20 protein-coding genes and 1 pseudogene are annotated in these 24772 nt (G+C 63.8%); 7 read left to right on the top strand and 14 right to left on the bottom strand.

Annotated features, from left to right (window positions below):
- Window positions 1–152: 152 nt before the first annotated feature.
- The 4 genes from PAN08_RS05335 to PAN08_RS05320 are packed head-to-tail and all read right to left on the bottom strand — an operon-like array spanning window position 153 to window position 4831.
- The gene (locus PAN08_RS05335; protein ID WP_269790450.1) at window positions 153–1715 is read right to left on the bottom strand and encodes a DHA2 family efflux MFS transporter permease subunit; all 1563 of its coding nucleotides are present in this window, start codon (window positions 1713–1715) and stop codon (window positions 153–155) included.
- A 7-nt stretch (window positions 1716–1722) separates the two neighbouring features.
- Window positions 1723–2904, bottom strand: coding sequence for an HlyD family efflux transporter periplasmic adaptor subunit (locus PAN08_RS05330; protein WP_269790449.1), 1182 nt, complete (start codon window positions 2902–2904; stop codon window positions 1723–1725).
- Window positions 2905–2912: 8 nt separating this feature from the next.
- The gene (locus tag PAN08_RS05325; protein WP_269790448.1) at window positions 2913–4391 is read right to left on the bottom strand and encodes an efflux transporter outer membrane subunit; all 1479 of its coding nucleotides are present in this window, start codon (window positions 4389–4391) and stop codon (window positions 2913–2915) included.
- Entirely contained in the window at window positions 4388–4831 is a 444-nt protein-coding gene (locus PAN08_RS05320; protein WP_269790447.1) for a MarR family transcriptional regulator, read from the bottom strand. The genes PAN08_RS05325 and PAN08_RS05320 overlap by 4 nt, the downstream gene beginning before the upstream one ends.
- A gap of 211 nt (window positions 4832–5042) precedes the next feature.
- Here PAN08_RS05320 and parC point away from each other — a divergent pair, with 211 nt between their 5' ends.
- Together parC and PAN08_RS05310 are read left to right on the top strand one after the other, a co-directional pair.
- Window positions 5043–7286 carry a DNA topoisomerase IV subunit A gene (gene parC, locus PAN08_RS05315; protein WP_269790446.1) on the top strand — a complete coding sequence of 748 codons (2244 nt, stop codon included), beginning with the start codon at window positions 5043–5045 and terminating at the stop codon, window positions 7284–7286.
- A gap of 190 nt (window positions 7287–7476) precedes the next feature.
- Entirely contained in the window at window positions 7477–8133 is a 657-nt protein-coding gene (locus PAN08_RS05310; RefSeq protein ID WP_269790445.1) for a thiopurine S-methyltransferase, read from the top strand.
- Window positions 8134–8270: 137 nt separating this feature from the next.
- Here the strand turns inward: PAN08_RS05310 and bfr are convergent, their stop codons facing one another.
- Complete coding sequence (gene bfr / locus PAN08_RS05305; protein WP_269790444.1) at window positions 8271–8759, bottom strand: bacterioferritin; 489 nt, start codon at window positions 8757–8759, stop codon at window positions 8271–8273.
- A 232-nt stretch (window positions 8760–8991) separates the two neighbouring features.
- Here bfr and PAN08_RS05300 point away from each other — a divergent pair, with 232 nt between their 5' ends.
- Window positions 8992–11436, top strand: coding sequence for a penicillin acylase family protein (locus PAN08_RS05300; RefSeq protein ID WP_269790443.1), 2445 nt, complete (start codon window positions 8992–8994; stop codon window positions 11434–11436).
- Window positions 11437–11527: 91 nt separating this feature from the next.
- Here the strand turns inward: PAN08_RS05300 and prpF are convergent, their stop codons facing one another.
- The 5 genes from prpF to prpB form a co-directional block, all read right to left on the bottom strand.
- Window positions 11528–12721, bottom strand: a complete 1194-nt coding sequence (gene prpF / locus PAN08_RS05295; RefSeq protein WP_269790442.1) for a 2-methylaconitate cis-trans isomerase PrpF — start codon at window positions 12719–12721, stop codon at window positions 11528–11530.
- Window positions 12722–12753: 32 nt separating this feature from the next.
- Window positions 12754–13452, bottom strand: coding sequence for a hypothetical protein (locus tag PAN08_RS05290; RefSeq protein WP_269790441.1), 699 nt, complete (start codon window positions 13450–13452; stop codon window positions 12754–12756).
- 134 nt (window positions 13453–13586) lie between these two features.
- Window positions 13587–16202 carry a Fe/S-dependent 2-methylisocitrate dehydratase AcnD gene (acnD, locus tag PAN08_RS05285; RefSeq protein WP_269790440.1) on the bottom strand — a complete coding sequence of 872 codons (2616 nt, stop codon included), beginning with the start codon at window positions 16200–16202 and terminating at the stop codon, window positions 13587–13589.
- Between the two features lie 274 nt (window positions 16203–16476).
- Window positions 16477–17634 carry a 2-methylcitrate synthase gene (prpC, locus tag PAN08_RS05280; RefSeq protein ID WP_269790439.1) on the bottom strand — a complete coding sequence of 386 codons (1158 nt, stop codon included), beginning with the start codon at window positions 17632–17634 and terminating at the stop codon, window positions 16477–16479.
- An 89-nt stretch (window positions 17635–17723) separates the two neighbouring features.
- Window positions 17724–18608: a methylisocitrate lyase gene (prpB, locus tag PAN08_RS05275; protein ID WP_269790438.1), complete on the bottom strand. Its 885-nt coding sequence runs from the start codon at window positions 18606–18608 to the stop codon at window positions 17724–17726.
- 112 nt (window positions 18609–18720) lie between these two features.
- On the opposite strand from prpB, the gene PAN08_RS05270 reads away from it, so the two are divergent.
- Window positions 18721–19950 (top strand): citrate synthase family protein, encoded by a 1230-nt coding sequence (locus PAN08_RS05270; protein WP_269790437.1) that lies wholly within the window; start codon window positions 18721–18723, stop codon window positions 19948–19950.
- 11 nt (window positions 19951–19961) lie between these two features.
- Here the strand turns inward: PAN08_RS05270 and PAN08_RS05265 are convergent, their stop codons facing one another.
- The 3 genes from PAN08_RS05265 to pdxH are packed head-to-tail and all read right to left on the bottom strand — an operon-like array spanning window position 19962 to window position 21743.
- On the bottom strand, window positions 19962–20756 hold the full coding sequence (locus PAN08_RS05265) for an ABC transporter substrate-binding protein (protein WP_269791174.1): 795 nt from the start codon (window positions 20754–20756) through the stop codon (window positions 19962–19964).
- Window positions 20756–21100: a hypothetical protein gene (locus PAN08_RS05260; RefSeq protein WP_269790436.1), complete on the bottom strand. Its 345-nt coding sequence runs from the start codon at window positions 21098–21100 to the stop codon at window positions 20756–20758. Before PAN08_RS05260 ends, PAN08_RS05265 begins: the two co-directional genes overlap by 1 nt.
- A 43-nt stretch (window positions 21101–21143) precedes the next feature.
- A complete protein-coding gene (gene pdxH / locus PAN08_RS05255; RefSeq protein WP_269790435.1) occupies window positions 21144–21743 on the bottom strand; it encodes a pyridoxamine 5'-phosphate oxidase in 600 nt (199 codons plus the stop codon).
- Window positions 21744–21785: 42 nt separating this feature from the next.
- Here pdxH and PAN08_RS05250 point away from each other — a divergent pair, with 42 nt between their 5' ends.
- Window positions 21786–22613 carry a kinase gene (locus PAN08_RS05250; protein ID WP_269790434.1) on the top strand — a complete coding sequence of 276 codons (828 nt, stop codon included), beginning with the start codon at window positions 21786–21788 and terminating at the stop codon, window positions 22611–22613.
- A gap of 152 nt (window positions 22614–22765) precedes the next feature.
- Here PAN08_RS05250 and PAN08_RS05245 read toward each other — a convergent pair whose 3' ends face one another.
- Entirely contained in the window at window positions 22766–22969 is a 204-nt protein-coding gene (locus tag PAN08_RS05245) for a dodecin family protein (protein ID WP_269790433.1), read from the bottom strand.
- 98 nt (window positions 22970–23067) lie between these two features.
- On the opposite strand from PAN08_RS05245, the pseudogene PAN08_RS05240 reads away from it, so the two are divergent.
- A pseudogene (locus tag PAN08_RS05240) lies at window positions 23068–23604 on the top strand (shikimate kinase); the annotation flags it as partial.
- A 3-nt stretch (window positions 23605–23607) separates the two neighbouring features.
- Entirely contained in the window at window positions 23608–24717 is a 1110-nt protein-coding gene (gene aroB / locus PAN08_RS05235; RefSeq protein ID WP_269791173.1) for a 3-dehydroquinate synthase, read from the top strand.
- Window positions 24718–24772: the final 55 nt, after the last annotated feature.

Genomic DNA, 24772 nt, shown 5'->3' with positions numbered 1-24772 from the left:
AGGGGCTTCACCGGTAATGCCCCAGCGCAGCGTGGCTGTGCTCTACACAATGCACGCGCCACGTAGTGCCGAGCCATGCTCGGCAGGGGCTTCACTGAATAAGGCTGCAGCGGAGCATGGCTCCGCTCTACCAATGCGACTAGGCCTGCCGCTTAATGCCCGCCGCCTGCCGCCGCACCGCCGCCTGCACCAAACGGCGGCTTGGCCATCCAGACAAACACGATGATTGCCAGAAACACCCAACCCAGCAGCAGGAAGATGTCGTTGAAGCCCATCTGCGAGGACTGGTGCAGGATCATGTTGTCCAACACCGCAGCACCGCGTTGCAGGTCGCCCTGCCCCATCGCGGTGACCTGCGCGTGCATGCCCGGGTCATAGAGCGAGATGTGCTCGGTCAGCCCCGCGTGGTGCTGCTGGGTCCGCCGTGCCCACAACCAGGTGGTCAGCGATGCGGCAAAACTGCCGCCGAGGGTCCGCAGGAAGGTGGCCAGACCGGAGCCGGCAGCCACTTCGCGCCCATCCAGATCCGACAACAGAATCTGCAGCACCGGCATGAAGAACAACGCCAGGCCCATGCCCATCAGCAACTGCACACCGGCCACATGCGCGAAGTTCACCTGCAGGTTGAAGCCCGAACGCATGAAGCTGGTCATCGACAGCACGAAGAAGGCGATGGTGGCCAGCATGCGCATGTCGAACTTGTGCCCGAACTTGCCCAACATGGGCGCCAACAGGATCGGCAAGAAGCCCAACGGCGCGGTCGCCAACCCCGCCCAGATTGCGGTGTAACCCATGTCGCGCTGCAGCCATTGCGGGATCATCAGCGCCACCGAAAAGAACGCGGCGTAGCCAACAATCATCGCCAGCGTGCCGGCGCGGAAGTTGCGATGGCGCAGCAGGCGCAGGTCGACGATGGGGTCCTTGTCGGTCAGTTCCCATATCAGGAATACCGCCAGCGCCACGGCCGCAACGCAGGCCAGCACCACGATCTTGGTCGAGGCGAACCAGTCCTCCTCATTGCCCAGATCCAACAGCAACTGCAGGCAGCCAACGCCGATCACCAGGGTGACCAGGCCGACGTAATCCATCTTCGGCTTTTCGACCTGCTCCACCCGGTGCCGCAACTGGCCGCCGACGATTACCGCAGCAATCACGCCCAGCGGCACGTTGATCAGGAAGATCCATTCCCAGCTGTAGTTGTCGGTGATCCAGCCACCAAGGATGGGCCCGGCGATCGGTGCAACCACCGTGATCATCGCCAGCAGTGCCAGCGCCTGCCCCCGTTTCTCACGCGGGTAGATCGACACCAGCAGCGATTGGGTGATCGGGTACATCGGTCCGGCAACAAAACCCTGCAGCGCGCGCGATACCACCAGCATGCCCATGCTCTGCGCTATGCCGCACAGCAGCGAGGCGATGGAGAAAGCGATCGTCGCCCAGATGAACAACTTGACCTCGCCGAAGCGACGGCTGAGCCAACCCGTCAGCGGCAGCGCGATGGCGGTGCTCACCGCGAAGGACGTGATGACCCACGTCGCCTGCTGCGAACTGGCACCGAGGTTGCCGGCGATGGTTGGCAGCGACACATTGGCGATGGTGGTGTCGAGCACCTGCATGAAGGAGGCCAGCGCCAGGCCGGCCGTGCACAGGGCTACATTGGCCGGCCCAGCACCCACCGAAGGAGCGGCGGGAGCGGCGGGAGCTTGAGCAGACATGGTGACCTCAGCTGGCGCGTGCCGACGACGGCAGGTTGCCCTGGATGATGGTGTGTATCAGCGCGTCGGCATCCTGCAACTGCCTGGCATAGACCTGGGTGCCGTACACCGTGCCCTTGGCCACATCGACCGGCAGCACCCTGCCCTTCTGGTCATGCAGATTCACGTCGGCCTTCATCGACAGGCCAATGCGCAGCGGATGCTCGGCCAGTTGCTTCGCATCGATAGCGATGCGCACCGGCACGCGCTGCACGATCTTGATCCAGTTGCCGCTGGCGTTCTGCGCCGGCAACAGCGAGAACGCCGAACCGGTGCCCAGGCCGAGGCTGGTGATCTGGCCTTTGTAAGTAACGTCGCTGCCGTACAGGTCCGAACGCAGCTCCACTTCCTGGCCCAGGCGCATATGACGCAGCTGGGTTTCCTTGAAGTTGGCTTCCACCCACATCTGCTCGGTTGGCACTACCGCCATCAAGGCAGCGCCTGGCTGCACGCGCTGACCCAGTTGCACCGAACGGCGTGCGACATAGCCGGTCACCGGCGCGACAATGCCTGCGCGTGCATGGTTCAAGTACGCCTGGCGCAGTTGCGCGGCGGCGGCTTGTACGTCCGGCTGGGTCGCGATGATGGTGTCATCGACCAGCGCGCGGCTGCGTTCCACCGTTTCGCGTGAACCGGCCACGGCCGCTTCGGCGGCGGCAAGTTCATCACGCGCGTGCGCCAGTTCTTCGTTAGAAATGGCACCGGTAACGGCCAGGTCCTTGCGTCGTGCGAAGTCGTCGCGGGCCCGCTTGAGGGCGATCTGACGTGCGCTCAGTTCAGCCTGCGCACCTTCAACGCTGCGATACAGGCCGCGCACCTGGCGCACGGTGCCGGCCAGGTTGGCCTGCGCTTGCTGCATCGCCACTTCGGTATCGGCTGGGTCCAGCTGCACCAGCAACTGGCCCTGCTCGACCTTCATGCCGTCGTCTGCAGCAATGGCGACCACGGTACCGGCGATCAATGGGGTGATCTGCACCTGGTTGCCGACCACATAGGCGTCATCGGTTTCTTCGGCCCAACGGCCGAGCAGGTAATACCAAGCCACAAATGCGGCGAGAAGGATCACCACAATCAGCAGCAGGCCACGCAGCAATTTGCCACGACGGCTGGGCGCGGCGGCGGCCGCTTCGGGAGAGGAAGTCTGGCTCATGAGGGTTCTCAGGAATTCTTGTTATCGGATTCAACGGCGACCGGCAGCGCGTTGTCGGCAGGCTGGAAACCACCGCCCAGCGCCGCGCTCAGGCGCACGCTGGACAGCAGCCGCTGCGACTGCAGGTTGCTCAAACGTTGCTGGGCCTGCAGCAGCACGTCCTGGGTGCTGAGCACGTCCAGGTAGTTGCCGATGCCGGCGTGGTAGCGCTGCGACGCCAACGCGTATGCGGCCTGCGCGATGCCCATCGCCTGCTGCTGTGCTTCCACCTGCGTGGCGAGCGAACGCACCGCGTTGACCTGGTCGGCCACCTCGCGCAGTGCATCCACCACGGCGTGGTTGTAGCTGGCGACGGCCAGGTCGTAATCGGCATCGCGCCCGGCCAGACCGGCGCGCAGGCGGCCGCCATCGAAGATTGGCAGGCTCAATGCCGGCGCCAGGATCCCGAACGTGGAGCCGCTCTCAAGCAGGCTGCCCAAATCCTTGGACACCACACCGCCCAATGCAGTCAGGTTGAGGCTGGGATAGAAGCGCGCCTTGGCTGCATCAATCTGGCGCCCTGCTGCCTCCACGCGCCACCGCGCGGCAACGATGTCAGGGCGTCGCCCCAGCAGTTCGCTGGGCAATACACCCGGCAACTGCAGCGCCAGCGGATTCAACGGCTGCGGCTGCGTGATCTGCAGGCCGCGATCCGGGCCCTGCCCAACCAGTGCCGCCAACGCATTGCGAGCGGCATCGATCTGCTGCTGTGCAGCCAGTTGCTGTTGCTTGGCCAGCGGCAGACGCGCTTCGGCCTGACGCACCTGCAGCTCGCTATCGATACCGGCGCTGCGGCGCTGGCGGGTCAAGGACAGGGTTTTGTCGGCGCGGGCCAGTTCGTCATTGGCCACCTGCTGCAGCTCCCAGGCGTGAGCCAACTCCAGATAGGCCTGGACGATGCCGGCCGACAGGTCCAGGCGCGCGGCCTGTGCATCGACCGTGGCGGCATGGTTGCTGTCCACCGCGGCTTCCCAGGTAGCGCGTTTGCCGCCCCACAGGTCCACGCCGTAGCTGAAGTTCAACACCGTCTGCACGCTGCCGGCGTAATGGCCGCCGGCTTCGTCGCCGAGCATGGACTCCGGCAGACGCATGCCGGTGTAGCCCGGCGATACGGACAGGCTCGGCAGGCGGTCGGCGTGCGCACCGGCGACCTGCGCCTGTGCTTGCCGCAGGCGCGCGTCGGCGATGTCCAGCGACGGGCTGTTACGCAGCCCTTCGTCAACCAAGGCATCGAGCTGGGCATCCCCCAGCGCGCGCCACCAATCGGCAGCAGGGAATCCAGAGGCACTGAGCCCGCTGCCTGCCAGTGTCTGGCCGGCATGCAGGCTGTCTGCATCCAGTAGACGTCCTTGCGGTTGCAGCCCACGGCTGCTGGCGCAGGCGGCGAGCGCCAACGCCAAAGCACCCACCAGCAGCGGGCGGGACAAACGTATGGGGGAAGTTTTCATGGGGGAGAGAGTGAGTCGCGTACGCGGGTAAGCAGGGAGAACAACTGGTCGCGCTCGGCGCGGTCCAGGTCGTGCATGGCCAGGTCGATCACCTGGTCACCACGCGCCTTGAGCCGTAGCCACAGCGCTCGGCCTTCATCGGTCAACACAATCTGCAGGGCGCGGCGGTCCTGGGCGTGCGGCTGGCGACGCACGCAACCCAGTTCTTCCAGCCGGTCCAACAGGCGGGTCACAGCACTGGGCACTTGGTCGATGGCATTGCCCAGCTCCGCCGCGGTGCAGGGCGCCCGGCAGGACAGCGCTTTGAGGCCCAGGTAGTGGGTGAAGCCAATACCCAGGCCTTCCTCGCGCATGGCGATGTCCAATTGCCGGACAAGGCCATCACGGACCTGCCTGAGCAACAGGCCGAAGCTCGGCGGCATGGGAAAGGGATCATTCATGGGGCGTCATTTTATTTCCAACTGGAAATATTCTCCGTGAAATATTTCCAACAAGAACTGAATTCAGTGTTACACATCTGGACACAATCGCTCCCCGCCGGCATCCGCAGCTCGCCTCCGGCTTGGCATCCCCGCCGCCATCCGGATAATCGGCAGGCTGGAAGCCGGCAGCCACGCCGCGGCTTCACGTTTACAGGTAGCACCCCTCGTAATGACCGACCTCGCACGCCCAGCCTTCCACGGCTTCGAACAGCAGCCGCTGCGCGAGTACGCTGAACGCGCCTATCTCGACTATTCCATGTATGTGGTGTTGGACCGCGCCCTGCCGTTCCTCGGCGACGGGCTCAAGCCGGTGCAACGCCGCATCATCTATTCCATGAGCGAGCTGGGCCTGAGCTCCACCTCCAAGCCCAAGAAGTCCGCACGCACCGTCGGTGACGTGATCGGCAAGTACCACCCGCACGGTGACAGCGCCTGCTACGAGGCGCTGGTGCTGATGGCCCAGCCGTTCTCCTACCGCTATCCGCTGATCGAGGGCCAGGGCAACTTCGGCTCCACCGACGACCCCAAGTCGTTCGCGGCCATGCGTTACACCGAATCCAAGCTCACCCCGATCGCCGAAGTGCTGCTGGGCGAGCTGGGCCAGGGCACCGTGGACTGGACGCCCAATTTCGACGGCACGATGGAAGAGCCCAGCTGGTTGCCGGCTCGCCTGCCGCACCTGTTGCTCAATGGCACCACCGGCATCGCCGTGGGCATGGCCACCGACGTCCCGCCGCACAACCTCAATGAGATCGTCAGCGCGCTGCTGCACCTGATCGACGACCCGGACGCCACCATCGCCGAGCTGTGCGAGCACGTGAAGGGCCCCGACTACCCGACCACCGCCGAGATCATCACCCCGGCGGCGGATCTGCGAAACATCTACGAGACCGGCTACGGCAGCGTGCGCGCACGCGCCACCTTCCTCAAGGAAGGCAGCAACATCGTGATCACCGCGCTGCCGCACCAGGTGTCGCCGTCCAAGGTAATCGAGCAGATCGCCGCGCAGATGCGCGCCAAGAAGCTGCCGTGGCTGGAAGACATCCGCGACGAGTCCGACCACGCCAATCCGGTGCGCGTAGTGCTGATGCCGCGCTCCAACCGCGTTGATGCGGACCAGCTGATGGGCCACCTGTTCGCCATCACCGACCTGGAGCGCAGCTTCCGCGTCAATCTCAACGTTATTGGTCTGGACGGGCGCCCGCAGGTCAAGAACCTGAAGATGCTGCTCAGCGAGTGGCTGCGCTTCCGCCAGGACACGGTCACCCGTCGCCTCAACCACCGCCTGCAGAAGGTCGAGCGCCGCCTGCACCTGTTGGAAGGTTTGCTGGTCGCATTCCTCAACCTGGATGAAGTGATCCACATCATCCGCACCGAGGACGATGCCAAGGCTGCGTTGATCGCACGCTTCGAATTGAGCGAAGACCAGGCCGAGTACATCCTTGAGACCAAGCTGAAGCAGTTGGCCCGCCTGGAGGAGATGAAAATCCGTGGCGAGCAGGACGAGCTGGCCAAGGAGCGCGACAAGATTCTGTCCATCCTGCAGAGCAACGCCAAGCTGAAAAAGCTGGTCCGGGACGAACTGCAGGCCGACGCCAAGAAGTTCGGCGACGAGCGTCGCTCGCCGCTGGTGCAGCGTGGTGCCGCACAGGCCATCGACGAAACCGAGCTGGTCGCCAGCGAGCCGATGACCGTGGTGTTGTCGGAGAAGGGCTGGGTACGTGCAGCCAAGGGTCACGACGTAGACGGTGCCACCCTCTCCTACCGCGACGGCGACAGCATGCTTGCGGTCACCCGCACACGCAGCACGCAGCAGGTTGCTTTCCTCGACAGCGAAGGCCGTGCCTACTCCACGCCGGTGCATACCCTGCCCTCGGCGCGTGGCAATGGCGAACCCCTGACCGGGCGCTTCTCGCCGGCACCGGGGACGTCTTTCGTCACCATCGCCAGCGGCGACAACACCACCCGCTTCGTGCTCGCTTCTTCGCACGGCTACGGTTTCGTCACCCGCTTCGAGAATCTGGTGGGCCGCAACAAGGCCGGCAAGGCCATGCTCAACCTGTCCACCGGTTCAGCGGTTCTGTCGCCGGCCACGGTTGCCAATGTGGAAACCGACCGCATCGTTGCCGTCACCAGCGCCGGCAACATGCTTGCCATCCCGGCCAGCGATCTTCCCGAGCTGGACAAGGGCAAGGGCAACAAGATCATCGAAATCCCCAAGGCCAAGCTCTCCACCGAGCGCGTGGTTGCAGTGGTCGCGGTAAGCCCGGGCAACACCCTGCTGGTGCGCAGCGGCCAACGCACCATGAACCTGTCGTTCAAGGATCTGGAAACGTATCTGGGAACGCGGGCCACGCGCGGGCATTTGTTGCCGCGCGGCTGGCAGAAGGTGGAAGGCCTTGAAGTCCAGTAGTTCACCTTGCTGGCGCGCAACGGCACTGCTGGCAAAACAACTGCCGGGTGTGTGCGTGACGCGGCCGAAGGCTGAAAAGGTCTTGAAGTCCCGTCAGCAATGAAGAAAAGGCCGGGTGCAAACCCGGCCTTTTCCTATCCAAACGGCTTTGCCCTCCCACTATCGCCACGCCTACCGAAGGAGAACCACCATGCATCCCGAGTTCTGGTTGCAACGCTGGCAAGACGGCCAGATCGGCTTCCATCAAGCCGACGTGATGCCGCTGCTGCAGAAGCACTGGCCATCGCTTGAACTTCCTGCCGGCAGCCGCGTGCTCGTGCCGCTGTGTGGCAAAACGCTGGACATGCATTGGCTGGCCGCACAGGGCCACCGAGTGCTGGGCGTGGAGCTTTCGTCGTTGGCGGTGGAACAGTTCTTCAGCGAAGCCGGCCTCACACCGCAGCGCCATCGCAGCGCCTTTGGCGAGCACTACATTGCCGGCCCCATCGAGATCATCTGCGGCGATGCCTTTGCATTGGATGCTGAACTGCTGGCTGATGTAGTTGGTGTCTATGACCGTGCAGCGTTGATCGCACTGCCGCCGCAACTGCGCCAGCATTACCGCGACACCGTGTACGCGCGTCTGCCACAGGGTTGCCAAGGCGTGCTGATCACCCTGGAATACCCGCAGGACGAAAAACAGGGTCCGCCGTTCTCGGTCGAGCAACCCGAAGTAGAGGCGCTGTTCGCCGCACCGTGGCAGGTAGGTCTACTGGAGCGACGCGACATCCTCGATCAGCAACCGGACTTCCGCGCGCAGGGTGTTAGCGCGTTATGGACTTCGGTGTATCAATTGCGACGCGGTTGAGAACAGCGCCGTGCCAAGAGCCTGCCGCCCCCCCTCTCCCGCTTGCCGGAGAGGGGCTGGAGTGAGGGCTGCCTTCGCTTTGGGGAAGGACCACCCCTTCAACGAAAAAGGGCGGCTTACGCCGCCCTTTCGTTCAATCAATGTGCCGCAGTCCCTTTGGCGTCCATCTTGCTCACCTGGTAAAGCTCAAGGCCGATGCGCTTGATCAGACTCAGCTGCTGCTCCAGCCACCAGGCGTGGTCTTCTTCGGTGTCACGTAGCTGCGCGATCAGGATGTCGCGGCTGACATAGTCACCCTGCGCTTCGCACAGCTTCACACCAGCGGCCAGATTGGCGCGCACCTGGTACTCCACCTGAAGATCCTTCTCCAACATCTCCATCACCGTCACGCCCGGCTCGAAACCGTGCGGACGCATGTCTGGATTGCCACCCAGGAACAGGATGCGACGCAGCAGCGCGTCGGCGTGCTCGGTCTCCTCTTCCATTTCGTGGCCAATGCGCTCGTACAGCGCTAGCAGGCCCTGATCTTCGTAACGACGGGAATGGATGAAGTACTGGTCACGCGCAGCCAGTTCGCCGCGCAGCAGCTCCTTCAGGCATTCAATGACTTCGGGTTTGCCCTGCATGGGGGTGCTCCTGATGGTTCGAATGGACATAGGGTGCCCCATCCGGCGCGGCAATGATCTAATCGGAATCACTTTCAGTTGCGATACCAGATTCACCAACGGGCCCCCTCGCTTTCCGCCCTCCCGCCGGGGACAGCCTTGGCGGCAATCCCCGCCAATCGGCCGGGTGCCACATTCCGCCTTCACAACCTGTCTACAATCGGCCGCAGTGACTGCTACCGGGGGTAGGCCTGTGCTGCGTTGGCTGCTGCGTGTGCTGGGGATCTTGCTGGGACTGCTGCTGTTGTTGCTGCTCATCGTCTGGATGCTGCTGCGTGGCAGCCTGGCCCAATTGGATGGGGAGTTGGTATTACCGGGCTTGTCGGCGCCGGTCAGCATTGATCGCGATGCCAATGGCATGCTCACCGTCGAGGCCGCCAACGAAGCCGACATGGCGCGCGCACTGGGCTATGTCCACGCGCAGGAACGCTTCTTCGAGATGGACCTGATGCGGCGCTCGGCCGCAGGCGAGCTGTCCGAACTATTCGGCGCCGATGCCCTGCCACTGGATCGCAGGATGCGCCTGCACCGGCTGCGGGCGCGCACTGTCGAGAACCTGGACACCGCGCTGGGCAGCAAGCGTGCGGCCGTGCAGGCCTATCGCGACGGCGTCAACGCCGGGCTGGCAGCATTGCCGGTCCGTCCGTGGCCTTACCTGCTGCTGCGCCAGCAACCACGCCCGTGGGAACTGGAGGATTCCGTGCTGACCGGCCTGGCGATGTATGCCGATCTACAGGACCCGACCAACACACGCGAACTGGCCCTGGCGCGTGTCCGCGAGGTGGTTCCCCCTGCGCTGTATGCGTTGCTGGCACACGACGGCAGTGAGTGGGATGCGCCTTTGTTTGGGCAACCGCGCGGCAATGCCACGTTACCGGATGCTGCGACATTGGATCTGCGGGCGCTGGAAGGTGCGCAGGCGAAAAGCGATGGGACGTCTGCTGCTCTCACTCCACCCTCTGCGCCGCATAGGGTCCCCCTCTCTCCCGCCGCGCAGGAGAGAGGCTTCGGTGTGCCACCACTGGCGGCCGAGTATTTTCCGGGCAGCAACAACTTTGCGGTGGCGGGCGCACTCACTGCCGACGGCCGCGCGATCATCGCCGACGACATGCACTTGAACCTGCGCGCGCCCAATATCTGGTTCCGGGCACGCCTGCGTTACACCGAGCCCACCGCGCCGGAAGGCAAGGTGGACGTGACCGGCTTCACCCTCCCCGGCCTGCCTGCGGTGATCGTTGGCAGCAATACACGCGTGGCCTGGGCGTTCACCAACAGCTACATCGACACCGCCGATTACGCTTGGTTACCTGCCGGCACCTCGCTGAGCAGCCACAACGAAACCATCGCCGTGGCCGGCAAATCACCGGAAACCCTGGTGGTGCGCGAAAGCAGCTGGGGCCCGGTAACGAGCGAGAACGCAGACGGCAGCCTGCTCGCGTTGCGCTGGGCCGGCCAACTACAGGGCGCGGTGAAGCTGGAGTTCGCCGACATGGCCAAGGCGGCCGACCTCGACGCGGCGCTGGCGGTTGCCGATCGCTCCGGCATTCCGGCGCAGAACCTGTTGGTCGGTGACCGCAAAGGCCGTATTGCCTGGCGGCTGATTGGCGCCCGCCCGGATCGCGGCGGCAACTGCAACGTCGGCGGCATTGCCAATGCACCTGACGCCCCGACGTTGGAAGGCGCCAGTGCCGCCTGCCCACCATGGACATTGCGTACCGATCACGCACCGTCTTTGATCGACCCCGCCGATCACCGGCTGTGGACCGCAAACGGCCGCGTGCTCGATGGCGAAGCGCTGGCCCTTGCCGGCGACGGCGGCTATGACTTCGGCGCGCGTGCAAAGCAGATCCGCGATGGCCTGTTCGCTCGTGAGCGCTTCACCGAACGTGACCTGTTGGCGATCCAACTCGACGACCGCGCATTGCTGATGGAACGTTGGTGGAAGCTGATGCGGCAAACGTTGGAACACAGTGACGACCCCGCACTGAAACGACTGGAAGCCGTCAGCCGCGAATGGCAGGGCCGTGCCAGCATCGATTCGGTGAGCTATCGCATGGCGCGTGGTTTCCGTGGAATCACGTTGGACACATTGCAGGGCGCGCTGCTGGCGCCGGCAAAGGAGGCGCTGGGCGAAGGTTATGTCGCGCCGAATCTGCCGCAGCTGGAAGGCGTGGTATGGCCGCTGCTGAGCGAGCGTCCCGCACATCTGCTGCCGCCGCAGTTCAAAAGCTGGGACGCTTTGCTGGTGGACAGCGCGCAGCAGCTGGAACGCGACCTCGCCGCACAAGAACCGGACCTGAGCCAACGCACCTGGGGCGAACGCAATACCGCCGCCATCTGCCATCCGGTTTCGCGCGCGTTGCCTGCATTGTTCAAGCGCTGGCTGTGCATGCCACGCGAACCGCTGCCCGGTGACAACAACGTGCCGCGCGTACAGGGGCCGTCATTCGGTGCGTCCGAGCGCATGGTGGTGTCGCCCGGCCATGAAGCCGACGGCATCGTGCATATGCCGGGCGGCCAGAGCGGCCATCCGTTATCGCCGTTCTGGGGCGCGGGCCACGACGATTGGGCACAAGGCAGGCCCACCCCCTTCCTGCCCGGCACCGCGAAGCACACGCTGACGCTGCGCCCGCGTTGAATTGCATGGCATAGCGCGGAGCCGCGCTACGCTTAGGAGTTATTGATGAAACACCTGCCGGGTGTGGCCCGGCAGCAGCCACATCAATTGCTCAGAACGCATCACCCGGCACGCGTACCCAGCCTTCCATCAGGATACGTGCACTGCGGCTCATCACCGCCTTGGTCACGGTCCATTGACCCTCGACCAGCGTCACCGCCGCGCCCACACGCAAGGTGCCCGACGGATGACCGAAACGCACCGCGTCACGCTGGCCGCCACCGGCCGCGATATTCACCAGCGTGCCGGGTACCGCAGCTGCCGTGGCAATCGCCACCGACGCGGTACCCATCATCGCGTGGTGCAGCTTGCCCATGGACATGGCACGCGCATTGAGGTCGATATCTGCGGCTGCAATCTGTTTGTTGCCGCTGGATACGTACTCCTGCGGTGGCGCTACGAACACCACCTTCGGTGTGTGCTGACGCTTGAGTGCTTCATCCGGCGTCTTGATCAGGCCCATGCGCAAAGCACCGGCCACGCGGATGGCTTCGAGCTTCAGCAGTGCGGCGTGGTCTTCGTTGATGGACGGCTGCAACTCGGTGCCGGTGTAGCCGATATCGGCCGCGTTGACGAACACGGTGGGAATGCCGGCAGTGATCATGGTCGCCTTCAACGTACCGACGCCCGGTACATTCAGTTCATCGACCAGGTTGCCGGTGGGAAACATCGCACCGCCGCCCTCACCTTCGCCCTCATCGGCTGGATCAATGAACTCCAACACGATCTCGGCCGCCGGGAAGGTCACCCCATCCAGCGCGAAGTCACCGGTCTCCTGCACTTGGCCATTGCTGACCGGCACGTGCGCGATGATGGTCTTGTTGATGTTGGCCTGCCAAATACGCACCACGCAGATGCCGTTCTCCGGCACGCGCGAAGCATCGACATAACCGGCATGCAGCGCGAACGCACCGGCGCCGGTGGACAGATTGCCGCAGTTACCGGACCAGTCCACGAAATCGGTGTCGATGGACACCTGGCCGTAGAGATAGTCCACGTCGTGACCGGGCTTGCTGCTCGGCGAAATGATCACGCACTTGCTCGTGCTGGACGTGGCACCGCCCATGCCGTCGGTGTGCTTGGCGTAGGGATCGGGCGAACCGATCACCCGCTGCAACAGGCGGTCACGCGCCACGCCGGGCTGCTGTGCGCTGGCCGGTAGATCTTCCAGGCGGAAGAACACGCCCTTGGAAGTGCCGCCACGCAGGTAGGTGGCGGGGATGCGAATCTGCGGGGAAACGCTCATGTGGAGTTCTCGATAATGTGGGAGGAAAGAAATCAGCTCGACATGGCGGACCGCTGCCGGCGTTCTCCGGCCTTGGCCCCATGCTGCCAACGGAACAGCCAGATAATGGCCAACTTGGTGGCGCCGCTGACAATGGCCAGCAACAACAATGGCCAGCCCAGCCGCAGACCCATGGCGAACGCGAAGACAATGGTGGACAGATCCATAAGCAGGATCAGCTGACTCATGCGCAGCGAGACCGCCCCGGTATGCCCGATGCGCCAGATGAGTAGTATCTGGTGTGTGTACCCCTGTGCGAGCAACAGGGTGATCACAACGATCATGGCACTGGCGAATATCCGGCCTTGGTCCACGTAACGCCCGCCCCATAACAATCCGGCCAACGCGCAGACCAGCATGACCGTCGCCACCACCAGACTGCCAGCAGCGGCACTGCTGCGTCGGTCACGCCATATCTCGATCAATATCATCAACACCAGCGCAGACGCCAGCAGTCGCGGCCAGACGATGAAATGATTGAACGGGGTGATGCTGTACCCGTAAACGAAGAACGAAAGATAGGCCAGAAAGCTGACCGTGAACTGGTTGAGCGACAACACCGCAGTTGCGGCATCGGATGCGGCTTCACGCTGGCGTCTGCGCTGTACAAGACGCAACTGCGCCGCTACGCCCATCAGACTGAGCAAGATGAACCCTGTATTGATCGCACCGGCAACGGCGTAAAAACTCATTCTGCCTTCCCAAGGATCTATGCCTCAGTTACATGTGTCGCACTGCAGGCAATATCCGGATCCAGACCAGATGACGCCACCTTTCGACTCCCGCCGCGCCAAGCGCGGTGGGAGCCGAGCCGCTACGATGCCTCTTAGGCAACTGAGCCATCAAGAAAATCCTGCGCAAACCGCTGCAGCACGCCGCCGGCTTCGTAGATTGCCACTTCTTCATCCGAGTCCAGGCGGCAGGTCACCGGTACTTTCAGCACCGTGCCGTCGCGGCGATTAACCACCAGCGACAGCTCCGCGCGCGGCGTGCGCAGGCCCTGCACGTCGAAGGTTTCGGTGCCATCAATGCCCAGCGTGTTGCGATCCGTGCCCGGCTTGAACTCCAGCGGCAGCACGCCCATGCCGATCAGGTTGGTGCGGTGGATACGTTCGAAGCCTTCCGCCGCAATCGCCTCCACACCAGCCAGACGCACGCCCTTGGCCGCCCAGTCACGCGAGCTACCCTGGCCGTAATCGGCACCGGCGATGATGATCAACGGCTGCTTGCGCTCCATGTAGGTTTCAATCGCCTCCCACATGCGCATGACCTTGCCTTCCGGCTCCACACGCGCCAGCGAACCCTGCTTCACGCTGCCATCTTCGTTGCGCACCATTTCGTTGAACAACTTCGGGTTGGCAAACGTGGCGCGCTGCGCGGTGAGGTGATCGCCGCGATGGGTGGCATAGGAATTGAAGTCTTCTTCCGGCAGGCCCATCTTCGCCAGATACTCACCAGCCGCACTGGACAGCAGGATCGCGTTGGACGGCGACAAGTGGTCCGTGGTGATGTTGTCCGGCAGCACCGCCAACGGGCGCATACCCTTGAGCGCGCGCTCGCCGGCCAATGCACCCTCCCAATACGGGGGGCGGCGGATATAGGTGCTCTGCGGGCGCCAGTCGTACAGCGGGCTTACCGGCGCGCCGTGCTCCACGCGTACGTTGAACATCGGGTTGTAAACGCTGCGGAACTGCTCCGGCTTCACCGAGGCCTTCACCACCTCATCGATCTCGGCGTCGCTCGGCCAGATGTCCTTCAGGCGCACGTCATTGCCATCGGCATCCACGCCCAACACGTCTTTTTCGATATCAAAGCGCATGGTGCCGGCGATGGCGTAAGCGATCACCAACGGTGGCGATGCAAGGAATGCCTGCTTCGCATACGGATGGATGCGGCCATCGAAGTTGCGGTTGCCCGACAACACGGCGGTCGAATACAGATCGCGATCGATGATCTCCTGCTGGATCGCCGGATCCAACGCACCGCTCATGCCATTGCAGGTGGTGCACGCAAACCCAACGATGCCGAAGCCCAGCTTCTCCAGCTCCGGCAGCAGGCCGGCTTCTTCCAGATACAACTGCACCGCCTTGGAACCCGGTGCCAGCGAGGTCTTCACCCACGGTTTGCGGATCAAACCGCGTGCATTGGCATTGCGCGCCAGCAGGCCAGCGGCAATCACGTTACGCGGATTGGACGTATTGGTGCAGCTGGTGATGGCGGCAATGATCACCGCGCCATCGGGCATCAGGCCCTTCGCTTCTTCAGCCCGGCCCGACTCCAGCTTGGCTTCGTCGGCAATGCCCCGCTCCACCAGATCCGACACCGGCAGGCGCTTGTGCGGATTGCTGGGGCCGGCCATGTTGCGGACCACGTTGGAAAGATCGAACTCCAGCACGCGCTCGTACTGCGCGGTGACCAATGCATCGGCCCACAGGCCGGTGGTGCGTGCGTAATTTTCGACCAGTGCCAACTGCGATTCTTCACGGCCGGTGAGGCGCAGATAATCGATGGTCTGTTCGTCGATGTAGAACATCGCCGCTGTCGCGCCGTACTCCGGGCACATGTTGGAGATGGTGGCGCGGTCGCCGATGGTCAGTGCCGACGCACCTTCACCGAAGAATTCCAGATAGGCGCCAACCACACGTTCCTTGCGCAGGAATTCGGTGAGCGCCAGCACCACGTCGGTGGCGGTGATATTCGGCTGCGGCCTGCCGCTGAGCTTGACGCCGGTGATGTCGGGCAGGCGCATCCACGAGGCGCGGCCCAGCATTACGTTTTCTGCTTCCAACCCGCCGACACCCACGGCGATGACGCCGAGTGCATCCACATGCGGGGTGTGACTGTCGGTGCCAACGCAGGTGTCGGGGAAGGCAACACCGTCCTGCACATAGATCACCGGCGACATCTTCTCCAGATTGATCTGATGCATGATGCCGTTGCCCGGCGGGATCACATCCACATTCTCGAAGGCCAGCTTGGTCCAGTCGATGAAGTGGAAGCGGTCTTCGTTGCGGCGGTCTTCGATGGCGCGGTTCTTGGTGAACGCATCCGGATCATAGCCACCGCATTCAACGGCCAGCGAGTGGTCGACGATCAACTGCACCGGCACCACCGGATTGACCTTAGCCGGATCACCGCCCTTTTCGGCGATGGCATCACGCAAGCCGGCCAAATCCACCAGTGCGGTCTGGCCGAGAATGTCGTGGCAGACCACACGTGCCGGGAACCACGGGAAATCGAGGTCGCGCTTGCGTTCGATCAACTGCGTGAGCGAATCGGTCAGCGTGGACGGTGAACACCGGCGCACCAGGTTTTCGGCCAGCACGCGCGAGGTGTACGGCAGCGTGGCGTAAGCGCCAGGCTGGATGGCTTCGACGGCAGCCTGCGCGTCGAAGTAGTCCAGATTGCTGCCGGGGAGATGCTTGCGGTAATCGGTGTTCATGGCTGGCCTGTAAGGGTCTGGGCTTGCTGGGCAGGCGGTCTCTTCGGAGAGCCTGCGATTGCAACGCTGAATGCTGGGTACGAAGCCCGCTGCAGCGCTGCATGAAATCTGGGAAGTCCCTTCTCCCGCCGGCGGGGGAAGGTGCCCGAAGGGCGAATAGGGGGAGCTTTTTGACTCCGGCTTCATGCGCCAGAAGCGTCCCCTCACCCCATCCCCTCTCCCGCACGCGGGAGAGGGGCTTTATCTCACTTACGGTGGAGATGGCTTTAGCGCCTTAAGCGCGCTTGTCCAACGGCACAAACGTCTGATCTTCCGGGCCGGTGTAGTTCGCGCTCGGGCGAATGATCTTGCCGTCGATGCGCTGCTCGATGATGTGCGCGCTCCAGCCGGCGGTACGGGCAATCACGAACAACGGAGTGAACATGGCGGTCGGCACACCCATCATGTGATAGCTGACGGCGCTGAACCAATCCAGGTTCGGGAACATTTTCTTGATGTCCCACATCACCGATTCAAGACGCTCGGCGATGTCGTACATCTTCATGTTTTCCTGCTCGGCCGACAGCTCGCGCGAGACGTCCTTGATCACCTTGTTGCGTGGGTCGGACACGGTGTAGACCGGGTGACCAAAGCCGATCACCACTTCCTTTCGCTCCACGCGTGCCTTGATATCGGCCTCGGCTTCATCCGACGTTTCGTAACGCTTCTGTACTTCGAAGGCGACTTCGTTGGCGCCGCCATGCTTCGGGCCACGCAACGCACCGATGCCGCCGGTGATGGCGCTGTACATATCGCTACCGGTACCGGCGATCACGCGGCAGGCAAAGGTCGACGCGTTGAACTCATGCTCGGCGTACAGAATCAGGCTGGTGTGCATCGCCTTGACCCACGACTCACGCGGCTGCTCGCCGTGCAGCAGGTGCAGGAAGTGGCCACCGATGGAGTCGTCGTCGGTTTCCACGTCGATGACCTTGCCGTTGTGGCTCCAGTGATACCAATACAGCAGCATCGAACCGAGGCAGGCCATCAGCTTGTCGGCGATATCGCGCGCGCCCGGATGGTTGTGATCGTCCTTCTCTGGCGACACGCACCCCATCACCGACACACCGGTACGCATCACGTCCATCGGGTGCGCCGACGGCGGCAGTTCTTCCAACGCAGCCTTCACTGCGGCCGGAATGCCACGCAGCGATTTCAGCTTGGCCTTGTACGCCCGCAGCTCCGCCTTGTTGGGCAGCTTGCCGTGTACCAGCAGGTGAGCGATTTCTTCGAACTCGCTGGTGTTGGCCAGATCCAGGATGTCGTAACCGCGGTAGTGCAGATCATTGCCGCTACGGCCGACAGTGCATAGCGCGGTATTACCTGCGGCAGTGCCGGACAGGGCGACGGACTTCTTCGGTTTGAACGCCGGTGCGGCGGTGGATTCAGACATGGTGTGAACCTCGATCAGTACGGGATTTGACTCCCCTTTCCCGCCTGCGGGAGAGGGGTTGGGGGTGAGGGCCGGCGCTCGCAGACCGGTCACTTCTTTGCAGCAAACGTCTTGTCCAGGCTGCGCTCGAACGCGTGGTAACCGATCCGGTCATACAGCTCCTCGCGGGTCTGCATGGTGTCCACCACATTACGCTGGTGGCCGTCACGGCGAATGGCTTCGTATACGTTTTCAGCCGCCTTGTTGGCCGCTCGGAATGCCGACAACGGGAACAGCTGCATCGCCACGCCGGCCGAGGCCAGTTCATCGCGGCTGAACAGCGGCGTCGCGCCGAACTCCGTGATATTGGCCAGCAACGGCACCTTCACCGCATCGGCGAAGCGCTTGTAGGTTTCAAGGTCGTAAGCCGCCTCGGCGAAGATGCCGTCCGCGCCAGCTTCTACACAGGCGATGGCGCGCTCGATGGCAGCATCCACGCCTTCCATCTGGATGGCGTCGGTGCGTGCGATCAGGAAAAAATCCGGATCGGTCTTGGCATCGGCGGCGGCTTTCACGCGGTCAACCATCTCGCCTTGAGTCACGATTTCCTTGCCCGGGCGGTGGCCGCAACGCTTGGCACCGACCTGGTCTTCGATATGGCAGGCACCGGCACCCGCCTTGATCAGCGACTTCACGGTGCGGGCAATGTTGAATGCGCTGGGGCCGAAGCCGGTGTCGATGTCCACCATCAACGGCAGATCGCAGACGTCCGAAATGCGGCGCACGTCGATCAATACATCTTCCAACGTGTTGATGCCCAGGTCCGGCAAGCCCAGCGAACCTGCCGCGACGCCACCGCCGGACAGGTAAATGGCACGGTAACCGGCGCGCTTGGCCAGCAGGGCGTGGTTGGCATTGATCGCACCGATCACCTGCAGCGGCGACTCGGCAGCCAGCGCGGCGCGGAATGCGGCACCTGCGGAAGAGAGACTCATAGGGGGCTCCTGTCTTGGCGGCGGCGGTGGTGCCATTCCGCGATGGCCGACAATCTGGCACCATCGCACGCATTGATCAATCTTGATTCAACCAATCAACCTATTGAGCGCCATGTCCGATCACCCCGATCCAGAGCTGATCCCCGCCAGCGAAGCCTGTGCCCTGCTCGGTATCAGCACCGCCACGCTGTACGCCTATGTCAGCCGGGGGCAGCTGAGCTCTCGGCCCGGCGCCGATTCGCGCAGCCGGGTGTACTTGCGTGCCGAGGTCGAGCGACTGGCGCAGCGCAAGCAGGCCGGTCGCGGCGCCGCCCGTGGCGCGGCACAAAGTCTCGATCGCGGTTTGCCGGTGCTGGAAACGCGCATCTCGCTGATCCGCCCCGACGCGCCCTACTACCGGGGCCGTTCGGCAGTCGCGGCGGCGCAGGCAGGCGCCACGCTGGAGGACATCGCGCGCCTGTTGTGGGAGTGCGAGGAACAGAATCCGTTCGCAGCGTCGGCGCCGCCGCACTGGCCCCAACGCATTGCAACGCTGGCGCTGGATATGTCACTGCCGCCGGTGGAACGCACCATGGCCTGCATTCCGCTGCTGGCGCTGGAACAACGCCAATCGCTCAATGCCGCCGCACCGGTCCGCCGCGAAGTCGCAGCCACCTTGCTGCGGCAGAACGCCGCCCTGTTGGTCGGCATCCAGCCAGACGCTCGCCCGGTGCATTGCCTGCTTGCTGATGCCTGGCGCCCCGGCGATGCCGGTTTCTCGGAAGTGGTGCGCTCGGCGCTGGTGCTGTGTGCCGATCATGAATTGAACGTCTCAGCATTTGCAGCGCGTGTGGTCGCCTCCACGGGCGCGCATCTGCACGCTACGGTAAGCGCCGGTCTGGCCGCGTTGTCTGGCCCGCGCCACGGCGGCGCGACCGCGCGTGCACACGCATTGCTGCTGGATGCGCAGGCCAGCGGTGCGACAGCCGCGTTCATTACCGAACGCTGGCGGCGCGGCGACGAACTGCCAGGCTTCAATCACCTGCTCTATCCCGATGGCGATCCACGCGGTGCCGAAGTGCTGCGTCTGCTGCGAGAACTACGCGGCGATAGCGAGCGTATGCAACACGTCGAAACGGTGATTGCGGCAACCGTCGAGAACAGCGGCCAGCATCCGAATATCGATGGCTTGCTCGCAGCCATCTGCTACGTGTACGACCTGCCGGCCGCACATGCACTGGTGATGTTCGCCACTGCCCGCCTCGCCGGCTGGCTGGCGCATGCACTGGAGCAGCAAGCACTGGGCACGCTGATCCGTCCCCGCGCGCGGTACACCGGCGTGGTGCCCGGCAAGCCCCTCTAGGAGCCGGCGCTCTACCGCTGCTTTCGGCTCCAGGCCTGGATGATCGCCGCAATCGCCTGCACGCCATCGGTCAGCGCCGCCGGACCGGGCTGCAGGATCAGCGGTGACTTGATCTCATGCAGTTCGCCATCACGCACCGCGTTGATGGCTCCCCAACCGGGACGCGCAGCAACACGCTCGGGACGGAACTTCTTGCCGCACCACGAGCCAATGATGATGTCCGGATTGCGCGCGATCACCGGATCGCCATTGGCAAGGATGCGCGCCTTGGCCAAGGGCTCGCATGACAGCTCGGGGAACACATCATCGCCGCCGGCAATCGTCACCAACTCGGCACCCCACTGGATACCGGTGATGATCGGGTCGTCCCACTCTTCCACATAGACACGCGGCCGTTGCGGCAACAACGCCGCCTGCGCAGCGATGGCATCCAATCCCCGCTGCAACTCGTCGGCATAGGCGTTGGCACGTTCGGCCACGCCTACCAGGCCCCCCAAACGGCGGATGTAATCAAGAATGCCGGCCACGCTGCGATGGTTGGCGATCCACACTTCCACACCGTTGCGGATCAACTCCGCCGCGATGTCGGCCTGGATATCGGAGAAGCCAATTGCAATATCCGGCTTCAATTTCAAAATCTCGCCCACCTTGGCGCTGGTGAACGCGCTGACCTTGGGTTTGTCACGTCGCGCCTGCGGCGGCCGCACAGTGAAACCGCTGATGCCGACGATGCGATCCTGCTCGCCCAGCGCGTACAACGTTTCGGTAGGTTCTTCGGTCAAGCAGACAATGCGACGCGGGCCAATCATGGTGCGGCAAACTCCGTGCTATCAACGAACACCGCTGGCGTATTCCAGGGGTGATGGGCAGCGATGCCCTGCTCCAGCAGACGCTGCAACCGCACAGGGTCGCGCGGAATACAGAACTCCAGGCGAACACTGGGCTCACACACCAATTCCCCTGCAGTTCCGCCCACACTTGCCGTGCCGGCCTGCACCTGAAACTGCTCATACCCCGGCGCTGACTCCCACATGCCGTGGCTGTAACCACCGGCGGCCAGGTCATCGACCGCAAGAATGCCGTGCTTGAGTACCTCCAGATGCAACGGCGGCACGAACACGGTAATGCGATAGACCGGGTGCAGCTTCATCACTGCACCTCACGGGCCAACGGCAAGAAGAAACCGTGGCGACTCATGGATACAACAGCTGCTTGCTCCAGCTGCCTGCGGCATCAGCCTCGTAGCTCCAGCGTTCGTGCAGGCGGAAATTGGCGCCGTACCAGAACTCGATGCGTCGGGGCACCACACGCACGCCACTCCAGCCTTCTGGACGCGGCACATCACGGCCTTCAAAGCGTGCTTCAAAACTGGCCAGGCGCTGCGCAAACTCTTCACGCGATGCCAGCGGCTGCGACTGCGCAGATGCCCACGCGCCTACCTGGCTCATGCGCGGACGCGAGGCGAAGTACGCATCGGCTTCCGCTGCAGAGACCAGTTGCGCCTCACCTTCCACCCGCACCTGGATGCCGGCTTCGCGCAGGCTGCGCCACAGGAACAACAGCGCGACCTGACGGTTCGCATGCAGCTCACGGCCCTTACGGCTGTCCAGGTGCGTGTAAAACACGAAACCGCGCTCGTCGAACGCCTTGAGCAACACCGTACGTGCCGAAGGCCGCCCATCGAGGTCAACGGTAGCCACCGTCATTGCGGTAGCGTCGATTTCGCTACCGGCCTTTGCCTCTTCAAACAATGAGGCGAAAGTCGAAAGCGCTTCTGCGTAAAGATCGGTCATGGTTCCAGTTCGGACGGCATGGGATTGGGCTATTGTGGCGCCATGTCCCCCGTTCCGCACAGTTTTTCCCCCCGCCGTTTTTCGCAGGCACTGGTAACCCAGGCGCTGGATGATGCGCTGGCAAGCAGCGCGCCCACACCGGTATTGGCGATCAGTGGCGTGCAGGGCAGCGGCAAATCCACATTGGCCGCGCAAGTGGTTGAGTTGGCACGTTCGCGCGGCCTTTGTGCCGCCGCATTGTCCATCGACGACACCTACCTCACCCGCGCACAGCGCCAGCGTCTTGCTGATCGCATCCATCCGTTGCTGGCCACGCGCGGCCCGCCGGGCACGCACGACATGCCGTTGGCGCTGTCCACGCTGGATGCCGCCAAGGCCGGGGAATCCTTCGCACTTCCCCGCTTCGACAAGCTCGCCGACGAACGCGTGCCGGAGCTGCAATGGAGCCAGATCGACCGCCCTCTGGACCTGCTGGTATTTGAAGGCTGGTTCCTGGGCACGCCCGCCGAATCCGACGCCGCATTACAGGTGCCGTTGAACGCGCTGGAACGCGAAGCCGATGCCGAAGGTACGTGGCGGCGATGGTGCAATCAGGCGTTGGCCGATGACTATCCGGCGCTGTGGCAGCGCTTCGACCGACTCTGGTTCCTGCAACCGCCCGGCTTCGCGGTGGTACCGCATTGGCGTTGGCAGCAGGAGCAAGCACTGCAGCAGGCGTCGCCCGCGCGCACCAGCATGAGCCGGCCACAGGTGGAGCGCTTCGTGCAGTTCTACGAACGCATCAGCCGGCAGGCGCTACGCACGCTGCCGGACATCGCCGACCGCACCATCGCACTGGACGCGCAACGGCGGCCGCTGGACAAAGCATGAAACCGCTGTAGGAGCGGCACAAGCGGCGAAGTCATCCACGCGCCCGAAGCCACAGAAGGACACGGTCCCGCCGCACCTCTGCGAAATACAGGCTTGCATCCTGCCTTCGGCAGCATCGCGGCTTACGCCCCTCCTACAGCGCGCCTGTGCTGTTACTGCACCAGGAACGTTATCCGCAGGTTGACTCGCCACTCGACAACATTGCCCTCACTGTCGGTGACTGCCTTGGTTTCATTGACCCACGCGCCCTGGATGCCCTTGACGGTTTCGCCCACCTTTTTGATCCCGGAACGCACCGCATCTTCAATGCTGGTCTTTGACGACGCGCTGACTTCAATGATTTTAGCCACTGACATGTCCGACTCCTTGGTTGCACCACGAACCATTCGTGGAGCATCCAAGCTTGGCTGCTACCGTGTTAAGGCACTGACACGAGTGCTAGCATCATCCGACGATGAATCCCGCCCCCAATCTCATCCTGGTAGGCCCCATGGGGGCCGGCAAAACCTGCATCGGCCGCCGCCTGGCCGAACGCTTCAGTCTGGCTTTCGTTGATGCCGATCAGGCCATCGTCGATGACGTCGGCTCCAGCATTCCCACCATTTTCGAGAACGTCGGCGAGCCCGGTTTCCGGGCCCATGAAAAGCGGGTACTGGCCGGGCTGCTGGCAAAACGGGGCCAGCTGATCTCCACTGGTGGTGGCTCGGTACTGGATGCTGACAACCGCCAGCGTCTGGGCGAGCGCGGCTTTGTTGTCTACCTGCGGGTCAGCGTGCAGTCACAGCTGCAACGCCTGCACCGCGACAAGACCCGGCCGCTGCTGCTGCGCGAGGACCGCGAGCAGGTGCTTCACGCCATGGCCGAGCTACGTGACCCGCTGTACCGCGAAGTGGCCGACCTGACCATCGACACCGACCTTTACTCCCCCGCCGATGCCACCGCCCAGTTGGTGGTACGGCTTGCCGCGCAATGGCAGATTTCGGAATCCCCCTGCATGACCGCTTCCCCCCGCACCGTCGCCGTTGGCGGCGAACTCCCCTACCAGATTCATATCGGCCCGGGCCTGCTGGCCGAAGCCGAGCTGCTGGCTCGCGCCATCCGTGGCCGCCATGTCCTGCTGGCCAGCGATGACACCGTCGCGCCGTTGTACCTGGCGCGCGTGCGTGAGGCGCTGCAGGCCGCGCGCCCGGATCTGAAGATCGGCCAGTACATCATCCCCGCCGGCGAAGCCTCCAAGACGCTGGACAACTTCAGCGGTGCCATCAACGCGCTGGCCTCGCTGGGCGCTACCCGCGATGCCTGCGTGCTGGCGCTGGGCGGCGGGGTGGTCGGCGACCTGGCCGGCTTTGCCGCGGCCTGCTGGATGCGCGGCGTGGACTGCGTGCAGCTCCCCACCACCTTGTTGGCGATGGTCGATTCCTCAGTCGGCGGCAAGACGGCGGTGGATATCCCGCAGGGCAAAAACCTGGTCGGCGCTTTCCATCCGCCGCGCGCGGTGATTGCCGATACCGGCGCGTTGCGCACCTTGCCGGTCCGCGAACTACGCGCCGGCCTGGCCGAAGTGATCAAGTACGGCGCCATCCGCGACCCATTGTTCTTCCAGTGGCTGCAGGCCGAGCGCGAAACATTGCTGGCCGGTGACGACACCGCCCTGGCCCAGGCCATCGCACGCAGCTGCGAGCACAAGGCTGAGATCGTCGAACGCGATCCACTGGAAAAGGGCGAACGCGCCCTGCTCAACCTGGGCCACACTTTCGGCCACGCCATCGAGACCGCGCAGGGCTACGGCGCGCCGGGTAACGACAACCTCAACCATGGCGAGGCCGTGGCGGTGGGCATGGTGTTGGCAGCCCGGTTGTCGGCGGCGCTCGGTATGGCCGCAGCGGCCGATACCGAAACGCTGCGCGACCTGCTGTTGAGCTACGGCCTGCCGGTGGCCATTCCGGTGGGGCTGGAACCGGAAGCCCTGCTAGCGCACATGCGCCTGGACAAGAAAAACATCGCCGGCCGCTTGCGACTGGTCCTGTGGCGCGGCATTGGCAAGGCCGAAGTGGTGCCGGATGTGGATGAGGCCGCGGTGCTGGAAGTACTGCGTTTAGGGTGAAATGGCAGGGACGACCCCGTCCCAAATCTCCCCTGCGCCTGCAGCGCAAGCAAGG

This window comes from Stenotrophomonas sp. Iso1, from assembly GCF_027497995.1.
Lineage (GTDB): Bacteria > Pseudomonadota > Gammaproteobacteria > Xanthomonadales > Xanthomonadaceae > Stenotrophomonas.
This window is presented reverse-complemented; position numbering and strand designations above follow the sequence as displayed.